This is a genomic window from Halorubrum sp. LN27 (genome assembly GCF_016635065.1).
Classification (GTDB): Archaea; Halobacteriota; Halobacteria; order Halobacteriales; family Haloferacaceae; genus Halorubrum; species Halorubrum salipaludis.
Genome location: NZ_JAEPET010000001.1, coordinates 2,756,641 through 2,770,484, shown reverse-complemented (window position 1 = coordinate 2,770,484; position 13,844 = coordinate 2,756,641). Strand labels below are relative to the sequence as shown.

15 protein-coding genes are annotated in these 13,844 nt (G+C 70.2%); 3 read left to right on the top strand and 12 right to left on the bottom strand.

Features of this window, described 5'->3' with window-relative positions:
* Positions 1 to 69: 69 nt before the first annotated feature.
* The 6 genes from JIN95_RS13620 to JIN95_RS13595 all read right to left on the bottom strand — a co-directional run bounded on the left by JIN95_RS13620 (position 70) and on the right by JIN95_RS13595 (position 7,449).
* Positions 70 to 528 (bottom strand): hypothetical protein, encoded by a 459-nt coding sequence (locus tag JIN95_RS13620; protein ID WP_200531826.1) that lies wholly within the window; start codon positions 526 to 528, stop codon positions 70 to 72.
* Complete coding sequence (locus JIN95_RS13615) at positions 521 to 2,383, bottom strand: DNA mismatch repair protein (protein ID WP_200531825.1); 1,863 nt, start codon at positions 2,381 to 2,383, stop codon at positions 521 to 523. Before JIN95_RS13615 ends, JIN95_RS13620 begins: the two co-directional genes overlap by 8 nt.
* 88 nt (positions 2,384 to 2,471) lie before the next feature.
* Positions 2,472 to 3,620, bottom strand: coding sequence for an acyl-CoA dehydrogenase family protein (locus tag JIN95_RS13610; protein WP_200531824.1), 1,149 nt, complete (start codon positions 3,618 to 3,620; stop codon positions 2,472 to 2,474).
* Positions 3,621 to 3,681: 61 nt separating this feature from the next.
* Positions 3,682 to 5,943, bottom strand: coding sequence for an AMP-binding protein (locus JIN95_RS13605; RefSeq protein WP_200531823.1), 2,262 nt, complete (start codon positions 5,941 to 5,943; stop codon positions 3,682 to 3,684).
* Between the two features lie 24 nt (positions 5,944 to 5,967).
* Complete coding sequence (locus tag JIN95_RS13600; protein ID WP_200531822.1) at positions 5,968 to 6,402, bottom strand: universal stress protein; 435 nt, start codon at positions 6,400 to 6,402, stop codon at positions 5,968 to 5,970.
* A 93-nt stretch (positions 6,403 to 6,495) separates the two neighbouring features.
* Positions 6,496 to 7,449 carry a transcription initiation factor IIB gene (locus JIN95_RS13595; protein WP_095635754.1) on the bottom strand — a complete coding sequence of 318 codons (954 nt, stop codon included), beginning with the start codon at positions 7,447 to 7,449 and terminating at the stop codon, positions 6,496 to 6,498.
* 423 nt (positions 7,450 to 7,872) lie between these two features.
* On the opposite strand from JIN95_RS13595, the gene JIN95_RS13590 reads away from it, so the two are divergent.
* Together JIN95_RS13590 and JIN95_RS13585 are read left to right on the top strand one after the other, a co-directional pair.
* The gene (locus JIN95_RS13590) at positions 7,873 to 8,274 is read left to right on the top strand and encodes a hypothetical protein (RefSeq protein ID WP_095635755.1); all 402 of its coding nucleotides are present in this window, start codon (positions 7,873 to 7,875) and stop codon (positions 8,272 to 8,274) included.
* A gap of 4 nt (positions 8,275 to 8,278) precedes the next feature.
* Positions 8,279 to 8,902 (top strand): METTL5 family protein, encoded by a 624-nt coding sequence (locus JIN95_RS13585; protein WP_095635756.1) that lies wholly within the window; start codon positions 8,279 to 8,281, stop codon positions 8,900 to 8,902.
* A gap of 181 nt (positions 8,903 to 9,083) precedes the next feature.
* Here JIN95_RS13585 and JIN95_RS13580 read toward each other — a convergent pair whose 3' ends face one another.
* The 3 genes from JIN95_RS13580 to JIN95_RS13570 are packed head-to-tail and all read right to left on the bottom strand — an operon-like array spanning position 9,084 to position 10,889.
* Complete coding sequence (locus JIN95_RS13580) at positions 9,084 to 9,452, bottom strand: hypothetical protein (protein WP_200531821.1); 369 nt, start codon at positions 9,450 to 9,452, stop codon at positions 9,084 to 9,086.
* Positions 9,453 to 9,494: 42 nt separating this feature from the next.
* Positions 9,495 to 10,115 carry a GTP-binding protein EngB gene (gene engB, locus JIN95_RS13575; RefSeq protein ID WP_095635758.1) on the bottom strand — a complete coding sequence of 207 codons (621 nt, stop codon included), beginning with the start codon at positions 10,113 to 10,115 and terminating at the stop codon, positions 9,495 to 9,497.
* Positions 10,116 to 10,175: 60 nt separating this feature from the next.
* Positions 10,176 to 10,889: a DUF4013 domain-containing protein gene (locus tag JIN95_RS13570; RefSeq protein WP_200531820.1), complete on the bottom strand. Its 714-nt coding sequence runs from the start codon at positions 10,887 to 10,889 to the stop codon at positions 10,176 to 10,178.
* Positions 10,890 to 11,005: 116 nt separating this feature from the next.
* Between JIN95_RS13570 and JIN95_RS13565 the strand changes: the two genes are divergently transcribed.
* Positions 11,006 to 11,758 (top strand): 5-formyltetrahydrofolate cyclo-ligase, encoded by a 753-nt coding sequence (locus tag JIN95_RS13565; protein WP_200531819.1) that lies wholly within the window; start codon positions 11,006 to 11,008, stop codon positions 11,756 to 11,758.
* A 38-nt stretch (positions 11,759 to 11,796) separates the two neighbouring features.
* Here the strand turns inward: JIN95_RS13565 and JIN95_RS13560 are convergent, their stop codons facing one another.
* From JIN95_RS13560 to JIN95_RS13550, 3 genes are all read right to left on the bottom strand, one after another.
* Positions 11,797 to 12,024, bottom strand: coding sequence for a hypothetical protein (locus JIN95_RS13560; protein ID WP_200531818.1), 228 nt, complete (start codon positions 12,022 to 12,024; stop codon positions 11,797 to 11,799).
* Between the two features lie 242 nt (positions 12,025 to 12,266).
* Entirely contained in the window at positions 12,267 to 13,361 is a 1,095-nt protein-coding gene (locus JIN95_RS13555) for an archaeosine biosynthesis radical SAM protein RaSEA (protein ID WP_095635762.1), read from the bottom strand.
* Between the two features lie 37 nt (positions 13,362 to 13,398).
* Positions 13,399 to 13,833, bottom strand: coding sequence for a hypothetical protein (locus JIN95_RS13550; protein WP_234699379.1), 435 nt, complete (start codon positions 13,831 to 13,833; stop codon positions 13,399 to 13,401).
* Between the last annotated feature and the right edge of the window lie 11 nt (positions 13,834 to 13,844).

Below are 13,844 nucleotides of genomic sequence, written 5' to 3'. Positions count from 1 at the left end.
ACACCCCAATCTGACTTATCAACAACCGATCCGCCAATTTGCCATACTCACTCCCGCTGTCAATTGCGCTCAGCCGAGCGCGGCCACGTCGACCTCGACGGTCTCTTCGTCTCCGTCACCCCCGCCGGCGTCGAGTTCGACGCTCTCGACCACCGACTCCCGAATCGTCTCGCGCCACGACTCGACGGCCTCGGTGTGTCGCTCTCTGCGGGTCTCCAGGTCGGCGTCCGGGTTGTCCGCCATCGTCTCGTCCACCTCCGGGTACGGGGGGACGTCCGCGACGAGGTCGCGCGGGTCGACGTGGATCGGGGCGGGGTCGGCGTCGGTGCCGGCTCCGTCCCCACCGTCCGCGTCGAGCGCGTGCAGCCGGGCGCGCATCCGCCCCGAGAAGGGCGGCGTCACGCGGAGCGCGACCTCGCGATCGCTCCGGAGGGTCGCCTCCAGCGCGGTCGCCACGTCGTCGCGGTGGACCGCGATCGACCGGATCCGGCGCGGTCCGTCGGACGCGGCCGACCCCTCGTCAGTCATCGCCCTCCGACCACTCCGCGTCCGAGAGTGTGCGCTGGACCGCCTCCTCGCCGACCGCGCCGGCGAGGTGCTCGAACCCGGCCCGGACGCCGCGGTCCTTCGCGTTCGCCACCAGCCGGGAGACGATGAACTCCGGCGTCGACTTCCCCACCGTGCCAAACCGCGGCTGGTAGTCGACCCGGAGGTCCAGGTCGCTCGTGAGCCCCTCGGCGAAGATGCCGTCGATCCGGGCGGGCTCCGGGAGCGGACTCAGGTCCTCCGCGAGGTGGGTGACGTACACCCCGAGCGCCCCGCGGTCGACCGTGAGCGTCACGAGCCCGTTCAGGAGATCCGCGGCCCGCCCCGGCTCCGTGATGGCCTCGAACTCGTCGACTAACATGAGGGTCCGGCCGTCGGCGACCAGGGGCGGCACCACCGACTTCAGCGTCGACTCTAACACGCCGGCGTTGAAGGAGGCGTGCCGCCGGTGGAACACGATCCGGTCGAACGCGCCGACCTCGGCCTCCTCGGCCGGCACGGGGAGCCCCATGGACGCCAAAAGCGCCACCGCACACAGCGTCTCCAACAGGGTGGTCTTCCCGCCGGAGTTCGCCCCGGTGAGGACGCTCACGCGGTCGCCGGTCGGCGGCGCCTCGGCGCTCGCCAGGCCGGGGTCGCCCGCGAGCGAGTGGGTGCCGATCGCGTACGACACCGGCTGGACGTCGCCGTCGATGAAGAGGTTGCGGGCGTTGCGCACGGCCACGCCATCGTCGACGAGGGTCGGTCGGGTCAGGTCGAACGCGGCCGCGAATCGCCCGAGCGACAGCAGGAACGCGGCGTCGGAGACGGCCGCGACCGCGGCGGCGACGGTGCTCGCGCCCGATTCGTCGCGTTCGTCGTCGTCGGTCTCGGGATTCTCGCCGTCCCCGCCCTCGACCCCCATCCCGCCGAGCCGCTCGCGGATGTCGTCGGCGACGGTCGCCTCGCGCTCCGCGACCGCCTCCTCCAGCTCCGTCACCAGGTCGCGGAGCGTGGCGGAGACGAAGTCGGCGGCGTCGAGCGCCTCGTCCGGCGCGACCGAGCGCACCGTCGCCGGGTCGACGCCGGTCTCGCGCGCGACGTGGTCGACCGTCGCCGCCTCCAGCGCCTCGAAGTCCCGCAGTGAGCCGTCCCGGACCGCGTCGAGCACGTCGAACGCGGAGTTCGCGAGGTCGCGGGCCGCGTCGAGCCGGTCGCGCCGACGGTCCAGCTCGTCGTCCGCACCTCGCGCGACCTCGATCTCGCCCTCGCCGCCGGCGCCCGCCGGACCGATCGCGCCCCGCACGTCCGCGAGGGCGTCGGCGGCGTCGCGCAGGGCGTCCCCGTCCAGCGCGCCGATCCCCTCGAACGGAGCGCCGGTGAGCCCGGTCTCGCGCAGCGCGACGGCAGTCTCGACGGCCGCCAGGTCAGAGCCCTCCGCGTCGTCGTAGTCGTCGAACGACTCGATCACCCGCTCGCGCTCGCCGTCGTCGAACCCTTCCCACGCGTCGCGGGCGGCGACCACCTCGTCGAGCCGGGACTCGACCGCGTCCCGGTCGGTGAGGGGCGTCAGCACGCGGATCCGGTCGGCGGCGTGGGCGGTCAGCGCGTGGCCCGCCGCCAGCGCGAGGAGGTCGTCGTACACCGAGCGCGTGTCCCCGGTGGCGAGGACGTCCATCCCGGCCTCGCCGTTGGCCCGGCGGAGGATCCGGGTGGCCCGCCCGCGGTGGATCCCGGCGTCGACGAGCGCCCGCACGTCGGCCGCCTCGATCGCCTCGATCGCCCGCTCGGTCCCGAGCGACTCCGCGAGCCGCTCGCTCGTCTTCGGGCCGATCCCCCAGTAGTCCTCCAGTCGCATACCTCGTGGTGTCCCCCCGGCGTCTTGGCGTTTTCGTCGGGGCGCCCCGCGTGGACGCGGTCGGCGGCGGTCGGAGCCGTCGTCCGCCTCAGCGCGACTGCCGGTAGATCAGGTTCCGCTGGATGTCGTTCGCGCCCTCGTAGATCACCGGGATGCGCACGTCGCGGTAGACGCGGGCGATCCGGCGGTCGGTGAGGATCGAGCGCCCGCCGTGGAGCTTCATCCCCTGCTCCGCGCAGTCGGTGGCGACCTCGGTGGACTTGGTCTTCGCCAGCGCGGCCCAGTAGCCGGCGTCCTCGTTGTTCGCGACCTTCTCGCAGGCGCGCCAGTTGAGCGCCCGCGCCGACTCGAAGCCGATCCGCATGTCCGAGAGGGTGTGTTGGACCGCCTGGAACTCGTTGACGGTGCGGCCGAAGGCGTTGCGGCCGTGGACGAACTCCTCGGCCTCCTCGATGGCCGCGGCCGCGAGTCCCAGCCCGTGGCCGCCGACGACGACGCGGCCGTGGTTGAAGAAGTCCGCGAGCACGTAGAAGCCGCCGCCCTCGCTCCCGACGACGTTCTCCTCGGGGACGAAGCAGTCCTCGAAGACGATGTGGCCCTGCTTGGAGGCGCGCATCCCCATCTTCTCGGGGATGTGCTCCGCCTCGTAGCCGTCCGAGTCGGTCTCGACGATGAACAGCGTGTAGTTGGAGTAGCGGTCCTCGCCGTCGCCCGTCTTGGCGTACACCGTGAGCCAGTCGGCCTCGACCGCGTTGCCGACCCAGTACTTCTCGCCGGTGAGCTCGTAGCCGCCCTCGACCTTCTCGGCCTTCGTCGTCATCCCCGCGAGGTCGGAGCCGGTCTCCGGCTCGGAGACCGCGAGCCCCGAGATCTGGTCGTTCTCCGCGACCGGTCGGAGGTACTCCTCCTTCTGTTCGTCCGTCCCGTACTGCTCGACCATCTCGCAGCCGAAGCTCGCGAGCTGGAGCGTGAGCGCGATGCCCGCGTCAGCGCGGTAGAACTCCTCAGCGATCGCGAGCACCTGCGCGAGGTCGTATCCCTTCCCGCCGTACTCCTCGCCGATGTCCTGCGCGACGAGTCCGGCGTCCATCCCCGCCTCCAGCACCTCCCACGGGTACTCGCCGGACTCGTAGTACTCCTGGGCGTTCGGGGCGATGTGCTCGGCGGCGAACTCCCGGGCCTCCGCTTTCACGTCCCGCGCGTGCTCCGGAACGACGCTGTCGTCGAGTAGGTCCATGGGCTACGTGTGGCCCCCGCGGGCAAAACGTTCGTGGAACAACGAAAAACTCCGGGTGAGTTTACACCTGATCGTCCGAACCCGCATCGGTCGGCTCCTCGTCCGCGGCCACGGAGTCTCCGTCTGCTCCTTCCGGGTCTCCGTCTGCGGCCTCCGAGTCCTCCTCTGCGTCTCCCGAATCTCCGCCTCTCTCCGTCGAATCCGCGTCCGAATCTCCCGACTGGTCGTCCGCACCCGGTGATTCCCCGTCCACGTCCGTTGAGTCGGATTTCCCGTCTCCCGCGTCGGATTTCCCGTCTCCCGCGTCGGATTTCCCGTCTCCCGCGTCGGATTTCCCGTCTCCCGCGTTGGCGGGCCAGTCAGTCGGCTCGGCGGAGCCGATCTCGTCGGGCAGCGTTGACGGGTCCGGCGTCTCGCCCGGCGACTCGTCGCTTCCGTCGACCCCGTGCGGTTCCGCCGATTCGATCGGACTCGACGAGTCCTCGGATTCCGAGGCGTCCGCCGGATCGGCCGGATCAGCCGGATCAGCCGGATCAGCCGGATCGGCCGGATCGGCCGGATCGGCCGGATCGGCGGGCTCGAACCCGGCCGTCTCCAGATCGGCGTCGGCCTCGCGCCGCGGGTCGTGCCCGCGCTCCCGGAGGATCCGGCGGACGGCCTCCCGGTCGACGGTCCCGGACACGGTTCGGGGGAGCTCGCCGACGTACGCGACGGTTTTCGGGATCTTGAACCCCGCGAGTCGGTCCCGGGCGAATGAGACGAGCTGCGCTTCGTCCACGAGCGGCGCCGGGTCGCTCTCGGCCCGACGGTCTATGTCGCCCTCCGGCGGCTCGGGCGAGCCGTCGCCCTCCGAGCCCTTGCCGCCGACCTCCTCCTCCGAGTCGTCAGGATCGGCCGGATCAGCCATGTTGGCTGGCTCGTCTAGCTCGTCCGGGTCGGTTGGGCCGGCGACTCCCAACAGGTCACCGACCGCGAGCAGCGCGGAGACGCGCTCGCCCCACACGTCGTCGTCGAGCCCGACCACGGCGGCGTCCTCGACCTGCGGGAACTCCCGGAGCACGTCGACCACCTCGCCGGGCTCGACGTTCTCGCCGCCGGTGACGATCCGGTCGTCGAGCCGGTTGAGCACGTAGAGGAACCCCTCGTCGTCGATGCGCCCCACGTCGCCGGTGTGGAGACCGTGCGGGCCGAACGCCGAGCGGTCGAGGGTGCCCTCTTCATCCCCCGGCGGTCCGGCGATGTATCCGGGCGTGATCGTCGGACCGTCGACGACGATCTCGCCGGCCTCCCCGGGCTCGGCCGGCGTCCCGTCCCCGTCGACGACCGTCACGTCCGTGCCGAAGACGGGTCGGCCGACGGTTCCGAGCCGCCCCCGCGTCTGCCGCGGCGTCGCGGTCGCGATCTGCGAGGCCGACTCGGTCATCCCGTAGGTCGGGTACACCGGGATCGAGTAGTCGCGGCAGCGCTCGATCAGCTCGTCCGGGGCGGGCGCCCCGCCGAGCAGCACCACCCGGAGCGTGTCCGAGAGGGTCCCCCGCCGGTCGAGCATCTGCTTGAGCATGGTCGGGACCAGCGAGATCCCGGTCACGTCGTAGGCGTCGATGTCGTCGGCGGTGCCGCCCGGATCGAACCCCTCGCGGAGCACGAGCGTCGTCCCGTAGAGCGCGGAGCGGTACACCGGGGCGAGCCCGCCCATGTGGTGGAGCGACAGCGACACGAGCCACCGGTCCCCGCCGTCGACGCCGAGCCGGAACGCGGAGGCGACCGCCGAGCTGTACACGTTGCCCGCGGTGAGCGGGACCGGCTTGGGCTCGCCTGTCGTCCCCGAGGTGAACAGGACACAGAGGTAGTCGGACTCGGCCCACTCCGCCGGCTCGACGGGGTCCGGATCGACGCTGTGGACCGCCGTGACGCTCTGGGACGCCGGATCGTCCACGGAGAGCACCGGGATCTCACCGACGGCGTCGCACTCCTCGACGGCGCCCACCGCGGCGTCCTCCGTCGGCTCCGCGCACACCACCGCGTCGAGGTCGGCCCGCTCGACGCGCTCGGCGAGCTCCCGCTCCGTCAGCTCCTGTCCGAGGGGGACGAACGTCGCCCCGATGCGCATCGCCGCGTGGACGAGCCCGACGGTGCCGACGTAGGGGGGCGTGAGGACGCCGAGCCTGTCGTCCGCCTCGACGCCGTGCCCGACGAGCCGGCCGGCGGTCTCGGAGACGAGCCGGTCGAGGTCGGTGTAGGTCCACGCCTCGCCGTCCTCGGCGCGGATCAGCGCGGTGTGGTCCGGCGAGGAGACGACCCGATGTGACAGCCAGTCGCGCATCGTCGTCACCGGGGCCGCGATCGGTCACTCATCGGTGGGCTGGCGCACCGTCAGTACCGGCACGTCGGAGGTGCGGACCACCCGCTCCGTGACGCTGCCGAGCAGGTAGCGGTCGAGCCCCCGCCGGCCGTGCGTCCCCATCACGATCACGTCGACGTCGTTCTCCTCGACGTAGTCGCGGATCGACTGGTACGCGGTGCCGGTGGCGACCGTCGTCTCGCAGTCGACGCCCGCGTCCGCGGCGGCGTCGGCGACTCGGCGCGTGGCCTCCTTCCCCTCGGATTCCAGCGCCTCGACGACGACGTCGGCGCCGGCTTCGAGCGTCGAGTACGCCGCGCCGTCGACGACGTAGAGGGCGTGCAGGCGGGCGTCGTACTGTCGTGCGAGGTCGATCGCGTGCTCGATCGCGGCGTCCGACGCCGGACTGCCGTCGGTCGGCACGAGGATCTGGGAGTACATCTCGTCGCACGCTACGCTCGGTGTCGATTAAAAACCCGATCACGGCGACGCGTCAAACCCGCCGCTCCTCGGAGGGCGTCGTCGACGGCGGTCCTACCGGAACCCCATCGCTTCGATCTGCTCTTGATACCGGTTGCGGATGGTGACCTCGGTGACCTGCGCGACGTCGGCGACCTCGCGCTGGGTCTTCTTCTCGTTGCACAGCAGCGACGCGGCGTAGATCGCGGCGGCGGCGAAGCCGGTCGGGGACTTCCCGGAGAGCAGTCCCTGTTCCGCGGAGACGTCGATGATCTCTGTCGCCTTCGACTGGACCTCCTCGCTCAGCTCGAGCGACGAGGCGAACCGCGGGACGAACTGCTTCGGGTCGACCGGCTTCAGCTCTAATCCGAGCTCCTGGGAGATGTAGCGGTAGGTGCGCCCGATCTCCTTCTGCGGGACGCGCGACACGTCGGCGACCTCGTCGAGCGAGCGGGGGATCCCCTCCTGTCGGCAGGCCGCGTAGAGGGCGGCGGTGGAGACGCCCTCGATCGAGCGCCCGCGGATGAGGTCCTCGTTGAGCGCGCGGCGATAGATGACGGAGGCGACCTCGCGTACCGATCGCGGGACGCCGAGCGCGCTGGCCATGCGGTCGATCTCAGAGAGCGCGAACTGGAGGTTGCGCTCGCCCGCGTCCTTCGTCCGAATCCGCTCCTGCCACTTGCGCAGCCGGTGCATCTGCGACCGCTTCTCGGAGGACAGCGACCGGCCGTACGCGTCCTTGTCCTTCCAGTCGATCGTCGTCGTCAGCCCCTTGTCGTGCATCGTCTCGGTGATGGGGGCGCCGACGCGCGACTTCGACTGGCGCTCCGAGTGGTTGAACGCGCGCCACTCCGGGCCGCGGTCGATGTTCCGTTCGTCCAGCACCAGGCCGCAGTCCTCGCAGACGAGCTCTTGATCGGCGTCGGTGACGATATCGGTGGAGTCACACTCCGGACAGGACACCGTTTCTTCGTCCGATTCTTGCTCGGTCTCCCGCTCCTGTTGGCGCTGGCGGCTCGGACGTTCCATTATAAGGTTTCTGGTTATTGCCGCATTTAAACCTTTGTCCCGGGTCGCAGGTTCGCCCGGCTCAAGCGCCGCTCCGACTGAACGAGTAAAACGGCTTGAAGGCTACTCTGTGGCCCGTTTACCGCGTCTGGGTTGATTCGAGCCGACTCCGGATCGGCCGGTTGCGACGACGGGACGAACGCGGGTTGTGACGGCGACACGAACACGAAACGTGACCGAGCTCGACGGTCGGAACCGCCGGCAGATCCGGGCCGATCACTGGCCGAGATCGGACTGCTATCGGGCTGATGTCGGACTACTATCGGGCTGATGTCGGACTGCTATCGAGCCGATGTCGGATCGATACCGAGCCGTCTTCGTCTGCGATATATTACTATAAAGCATTTACCAAAGCTTTTGTATTACTAATACATATAGAGGAGTATGAGCACGACGCAGTCCGACGGGATCGAAGCCACGCTCCGCGGCTGTCGCCCCGCGGAGATAGACCCCATCGTCGTCGACGCCGCCGACCTCGAAAGCACCGCTCCCGAACACCTCCGCGACCTCAAAGCCGAGTTCTCCGCCCGCGGCTACCAGCCGGCGACGCTCTCCGTCGCGGCCTGCTTCGACTGCGACGACGCGCTCTCCACCCAGCGCGAGGCCGATCGGCTCCGCGAGTTCGTCCGCGCCGCCTCCTTCCTCGGCGCCGGTCGGATCGAGGTCCGGCTGGGCGAGGTCGCCGACCGAGAGGCCGCCGAGCCGGCGCTGTCGGCGCTCGCCGAGCGCGCGCGCCGCGAGGGCGTCGAGCTCGTCCGCGTCGACGACGGCTCGTCCCCCGCCTGACCGGATGGCGTCGAAGCGTTCGCTCGCGACCAAGCTCGGCGTCGTCGCCGGCTTCGAGGCGCCCAGCGCCGCGCTCGAACAGTACCCGACGCCCCCCGATCTGGCGGCGCACGTCGTCCACCTCGCGGACCTCCACGGCGACGTCGACGGGCGGACCGTCCTCGATCTGGGCACCGGGACCGGCATGCTCGCGCTGGCCGCCGCCCTCCGCGGCCCAGCGCGCGTGCTCGGGATCGAACTCGACCGCGACGCGCTCGCGACCGCGCTCGAAAACGAGCGTCGGGTCGCCGCCAGCGCCCCCGTCCACTGGCTGCAGGGCGACGCGACACGGCTCCCGCTCGACGTGCCCGACCCGGTGACCGTCGTGATGAACCCGCCGTTCGGCGCGCAGGACGGGAACCGGAACGCCGACCGCGGGTTCCTCGCGACCGCGAGCCGCGTTGCAGCCGTCTCCTACTCGGTCCACAACGCCGGCAGCCGCGAGTTCGTCGAGGCGTTCGCGGCCGACAACGGCGGCGAGGTCACCCACGCGTTCGCCGCCGACTTCGCGATCGAGGCGCAGTTCGACCACCACACCGACGCCTCCCGAGACATCGACGCCGAAGTGTACCGGATCGAGTGGGCCTGAGGGCGACGATCGCTTCTAAACATCCGCCAGCACCACCACACTCCGGCTTATAAACAACCACTCTACCACCGTGTGGGACCTCCTCCCGCTCCCGATCACTGGGTACCGGTCTGACCGATCGAGATGCGAAACGGTCCACTGCGGAGGACTGCGACGGAACCGCCCGTTCCCCTCCACCGACTCACCCGATTCGGTCGGCGTACCGACGACCGAGCAGGAACGCGACGACCGCACAGCCCGCGGCGAACGGGACCGCCGTGTCGACGCCGACGAACCCGCGAGCCGGCGGCACAGCGTACGAGACCGCGGCGGAGACGAGCACGGCGTAGCCGAAGGCGGCGACCCCGAGCAGGGGCGGCCGTGCCCGCGGGAGGGCCCAGAGGCGCGTCCACGTCGCGATCCCCGCCGCGGCGCCGGCGAGGAGTCCGATCGGAAGCCCGACGATCGCCGAAAAGGCGATCCGGGCCGCGAGGAGTTCGGTGAGCAGCGCGGCGACGGCGAGGAAGGTCGCGAGCGCGACGCCGATCGCCGCGGCGGGACGGGCGTTCATGCGCGCGACATCGCCGCCAGCCGACTTAAAAGACGCGCGGCCTCAGGAGACGAACTTCAGCAGGTCGTCGCGGTTGTGCTCGTGGAAGCGCGTCCGGAGGCACTCCTCTAACGCCTCGATGTCGCCGCGCTTCGCGCAGATCGGGGCGATCCGGTCGGACCACTGCTGCCACGGCGGGTAGAGGCCGAGGCGGTCGCAGATCTCGTCGAGCCGCTCGTCAAGGTCGTCTATCTTGTCGGTCTTGTTGACCGCGACGATGGGCTCGACGCCGACGTCTTCGAGGAAGCCGTACATCTCCACGTCGTGCGGGATGTTCCCGCGCTCGGCGTGGCGGTCGATGATGTCGACGGCGGCCTTCCCGTCCATCACGACGACGCCAGCCAGGATCGAGTCGGCGTTCTCCTCCAGGTAGCGCACGATGTTCGTCTTGATCGCCTCGCGGTGCTCCTCCTCGACGCCGGACATGAACCCGAAGCCGGGCAGGTCCGTGAACATGAACCCCTCGCTGGCCCAGTCGAAGTGGTTCGGCTGGCGGGTCACGCCCGGCTTGCCGCCGGTCGAGAAGTCGTGACCCGTGAGCTCGCGCATCAGCGTGGACTTGCCGACGTTCGAGCGCCCCACGAGGACGACCTCGGCGTCGCGGTCCGGCCGGTCTTCGAACATACCCGTACGTGGGCGGTTGAACGGTTTAAAAGGCGCGTCGCGGGACCGCAGTCGGACCGCTCAGTAGGTGACTTCGTCGCCGCCGACCGCGCCGGTGTCGGGGTCGGCCGGATCGGCGTCGATCTGCTCGTTCACCGTCGCGAACGCGGCCCCGAACATCCGGAAGACGGCGACCTGCCCGTAGAACTGGACGAAGGGGACGAGGAGGAGTCCGATGATCGTCGCCGCGAGCACGCCCGCGACGACCCACGTGATCACCGCCACGACGATCGGCATCAGCACGGCGACGAGGTACTCGGTGCTCAACAGGGTGGGCTTCAGGAGGTCGATGTCGAACGCGGCGGCCATCTCGCCGCGGGCCGCGTACGCCGTCAGGCCGGCGGGGACCGCGTAGTAGACGAGGAATAGTACCGGAATGAACGCCAGCGCGAGCAGGAGACCGACGACGCCGATGAGGGCGCCGGCGTCCCCGCCGACCGCGCCGCCGGTGCCGACCACGACCGCGACGACGATCCCGTACACGATCACCGGAACCACCGTGTACGCGATCGTGATGATCGTTCCGATGACACCCTTCATCAGGAGGTCGCCCCAGTCGGTGAACTCCGGCGGCACCTCCTCGCCGGCGATCGTCTCTTCGAGCACCCGCACGAGGTACCCGACGATGACGAACGCCGGGAGGAGGAGCACGGAGAAGAGCCCCAGTATCCCGCCGATGATGATCCGGCCGATCCAGTCGCCGCGAACCGGGTACGAGAGTCCGTCTTCGAGCATAAGTTACTTCACACGAATCTGATGTATAAATACACCGGTAAATAAACGATCGCAGGACGCGAGGGGGACGGCTTCGGGGTCGAGGGGTACTTGTCGCCCCGCTTCCTCTTTGATCCATGGACAAGCAGGCCGTTCGCGAAGCCGTCTGGGACGCCTTCGACGCGGGGGATCAAGCGCGGTTCCCGTTCCCGCCCCACGGTCGGATCCCGAACTTCGCCGGGGCCGACGCGGCCGCGGAGCGACTCGCCGACGCGCCCGAGTGGCGCGACGCGGCGACCCTGAAGTGCAACCCCGACGCGCCGCAGCTCCCGGTCCGCCGGGCCGCGCTCCGCGCCGGGAAGACCGTCTTCGTCGCCCAGCCGCGGCTCCGCGACCCGGACCCGTTCCTCCGGCTCGATCCGGCCGAGATCCCGCCCGAGGAGATCGACGACGCCACCACCGTCTCGGGAATCGACGAGTACGGCGTTCCCACCGCGCCCGAGGACGTGCCGCGCGTCGGCCTGATCGTCGCCGGCTCCGTGGGCGTCACGAGCGACGGCGCCCGGATCGGAAAGGGCGAGGGGTACAGCGACTTAGAGTGGGGCGTGCTCAGCGAGCTCGGCGCGGTCGACGCGGACACGGCGGTCGCGACGACGGTCCACGAGCTGTCCGTCCTCGACGGCCCCGAATCGGCGGTCGAGGGGAGCGAGTCCGATCTCCCCGCGCCGGACGCCCACGACGTGCCGCTCGACTTAGTGGTGACTCCGGAGCGAACGGTTCGGACCGAGACCACGGACGCGCGACCGGACGGAATCGACTGGAACGCGCTCGACGACGAGCGACTGGACGCGATCCCGGTGCTCGCTGAGCGAGCGCCGGAGAGAGAGTGAAGAAAGCCGGTCCGATCGCCGTCCGACCGAGTCGCGAGTCAGTCCGCGGGCTGTGACGGCGCCGGGGCCGACCGCTCCGTCCGGTGGTCGGCGACGTGGCCGCACTCCGGACAGACGACGGTGCGCTCGTCGCCGTCGCTGACGACGAGCCACCCCTCCGAAACGGGGTTCTCGAAGCTGCATTCCGCACAGAACAGCACCGACTTCGCGCGGAAGGACCGGGAACCGCTGGCGTCCGACCGAGGACCGCTGGCGTCTGCGTTCATACGTTACCTCAGTATCCGGAGGTATAAGGGTCTTTTTCGACCTGATCGATCGGTATGGTCCGCATTCTCATGCAAATTCCGTCCGAAAAAACGGGAGAACCAGATCGAACGTTTCGGAATAGTGGGATAAGCTGATCGCGATTGCCCTCGATCGCTCCCGTTTCGGACGGGGGGCGAAAGGAGGTGGTCGGAAGGGGGTGGTCGGAAGGGGGTGGTCGGAAGGGGGTGGGCGAAAGGCGGAGCTACCGCGCGAGCGGCATGTTGTAGCTCGTCTCCTCCTCCATCACGAGCTCCCACGTCGCCTCGCACTCGCAGGACACCTGCTCGAAGACGCTCGGGTCCTGCCGCTTGTCGAAGTCCTTGATCGCGGTCTGGACGCGGTCGTCGCACTCGCCGCAGTTGTGCGCCCCGCGGTCGGAGCCGTGTCCGACCGGGTCGGAGACCACGATGGCGTCGACGTCCGCGGTCTCCTCGAGGACGTGCGCGACCGACCAGAGCCACGGCGGGCGGTAGCCGCCCTCGAAGAACAGCTCGTCGACCATCGTGTAGCGCTGGACGTTCGTCGGGTTCATCGAGACGGTGTGACAGCCGTCGACGTCGGCGCAGCGCCGGATCGAGTCGATCATGTCGGCGGCGGCCTCGGGCTCCGCGAGGAAGGGGGGCTTCATCAGGAGGTACGCCTTGATCCCCACGTCGGCGTCGAACTCGGCGTCTGCGGCGGCCGCCTCCGCGCAGGCGTCCTCGAAGTCGGCGAAGTCGAAGTACTTGTTCACGCAGTCGTGGCGGACGCGGTCGGTCGCCGTTTCCAGCCCGACCGCCACGTCGGTCGCGATGCCGTGGTCCGCGAAGTCGCCGATCTTCTCTCGGCTCACGAAGTCCGGCAGCGACTCGACGACGATCCGGTCGCGGTCCGCGAACGTCTCGGCGATGGCGCGGCGGGTCTCCGCGGGGACCTCGCGCTCGTCGAGGAACGAGCCGGAGGTGTAGATCTTGATCAGCTCTGCGGGGGCGTCCGCCTCCTCGCGCTCGTGGTCGAGGCAGACCTCGATCTGGTTCATGAGGGCTTCGTGGCTCACGCTGCCGCCCTCCACGGACTCCGCGACGTAGCCGCACATCGTGCAGCCGCCGGCGCGGGCCCACCGACAGCCGCCGGTGTTTAAGATGATCGTGAGGGAGTTCACGACCCCGTCGGGCGTGTTGTCCTCGTCGATCCACACGCGGGTGGGCTGGGTCGGGTCGTACGTCTCCGAGCGCTCGGCGCGGATGTCGCGCATCACGGCGTTGTGCGCGTCCATCCCGCGCCCCTGCTCGTACGCGTCGGGGCTCGGCTTGCTCATTACCGGAGGAAGCGGGCGAACGCGTAAAGCCGTGTCGTCATTGCGAGCGGCGCGTGCGTGACGCCTCGTCCGGGTCGGTCTCGTCGCCCGAGCCGATCCCACCGGCCGCGACGAGCGCGGCCGACCCGATCGCCGCCCCGACCGCGTTGACGGCGGCGTCGCGCCACGCGAACGACCGCCACGGGATCGGTGCCTGCACGAGTTCGATCCCGAGACCGAACGCGACCGCTCCGGCGGCGGCGAGGAGGAGCCCGCGCCGCCCCCGACCGATCGCGCGGCTCGCGAGGACCGTCAGGACCGCGTAGCCGACGAGGTGGAACGGGTCGGTGAGCCCGACTTCGAACGGAAGCGCGCCGACCGCGCCGATTCCCGGCCAGCCGGCCCCGCTTCCCCCCCCGCCGCCGGACGCGACCCGCGACACGGGAATCACCGACGCGACGAGGACCGCCAGCGCGAACGCGACGGTGCCCAGCCGCGCGTCGC

What these genes read in the sequence shown, in the direction of transcription:
- JIN95_RS13620 (WP_200531826.1), bottom strand. Translation starts at nt 528, where the DNA reads ATGACTGACGAGGGGTCGGCCGCGTCCGACGGACCGCGCCGGATCCGG.
- JIN95_RS13615 (WP_200531825.1), bottom strand. Translation starts at nt 2,383, where the DNA reads ATGCGACTGGAGGACTACTGGGGGATCGGCCCGAAGACGAGCGAGCGG.
- JIN95_RS13610 (WP_200531824.1), bottom strand. Translation starts at nt 3,620, where the DNA reads ATGGACCTACTCGACGACAGCGTCGTTCCGGAGCACGCGCGGGACGTG.
- JIN95_RS13605 (WP_200531823.1), bottom strand. Translation starts at nt 5,943, where the DNA reads ATGCGCGACTGGCTGTCACATCGGGTCGTCTCCTCGCCGGACCACACC.
- JIN95_RS13600 (WP_200531822.1), bottom strand. Translation starts at nt 6,402, where the DNA reads ATGTACTCCCAGATCCTCGTGCCGACCGACGGCAGTCCGGCGTCGGAC.
- JIN95_RS13595 (WP_095635754.1), bottom strand. Translation starts at nt 7,449, where the DNA reads ATGGAACGTCCGAGCCGCCAGCGCCAACAGGAGCGGGAGACCGAGCAA.
- JIN95_RS13590 (WP_095635755.1), top strand. Translation starts at nt 7,873, where the DNA reads ATGAGCACGACGCAGTCCGACGGGATCGAAGCCACGCTCCGCGGCTGT.
- JIN95_RS13585 (WP_095635756.1), top strand. Translation starts at nt 8,279, where the DNA reads ATGGCGTCGAAGCGTTCGCTCGCGACCAAGCTCGGCGTCGTCGCCGGC.
- JIN95_RS13580 (WP_200531821.1), bottom strand. Translation starts at nt 9,452, where the DNA reads ATGAACGCCCGTCCCGCCGCGGCGATCGGCGTCGCGCTCGCGACCTTC.
- engB (WP_095635758.1), bottom strand. Translation starts at nt 10,115, where the DNA reads ATGTTCGAAGACCGGCCGGACCGCGACGCCGAGGTCGTCCTCGTGGGG.
- JIN95_RS13570 (WP_200531820.1), bottom strand. Translation starts at nt 10,889, where the DNA reads ATGCTCGAAGACGGACTCTCGTACCCGGTTCGCGGCGACTGGATCGGC.
- JIN95_RS13565 (WP_200531819.1), top strand. Translation starts at nt 11,006, where the DNA reads ATGGACAAGCAGGCCGTTCGCGAAGCCGTCTGGGACGCCTTCGACGCG.
- JIN95_RS13560 (WP_200531818.1), bottom strand. Translation starts at nt 12,024, where the DNA reads ATGAACGCAGACGCCAGCGGTCCTCGGTCGGACGCCAGCGGTTCCCGG.
- JIN95_RS13555 (WP_095635762.1), bottom strand. Translation starts at nt 13,361, where the DNA reads ATGAGCAAGCCGAGCCCCGACGCGTACGAGCAGGGGCGCGGGATGGAC.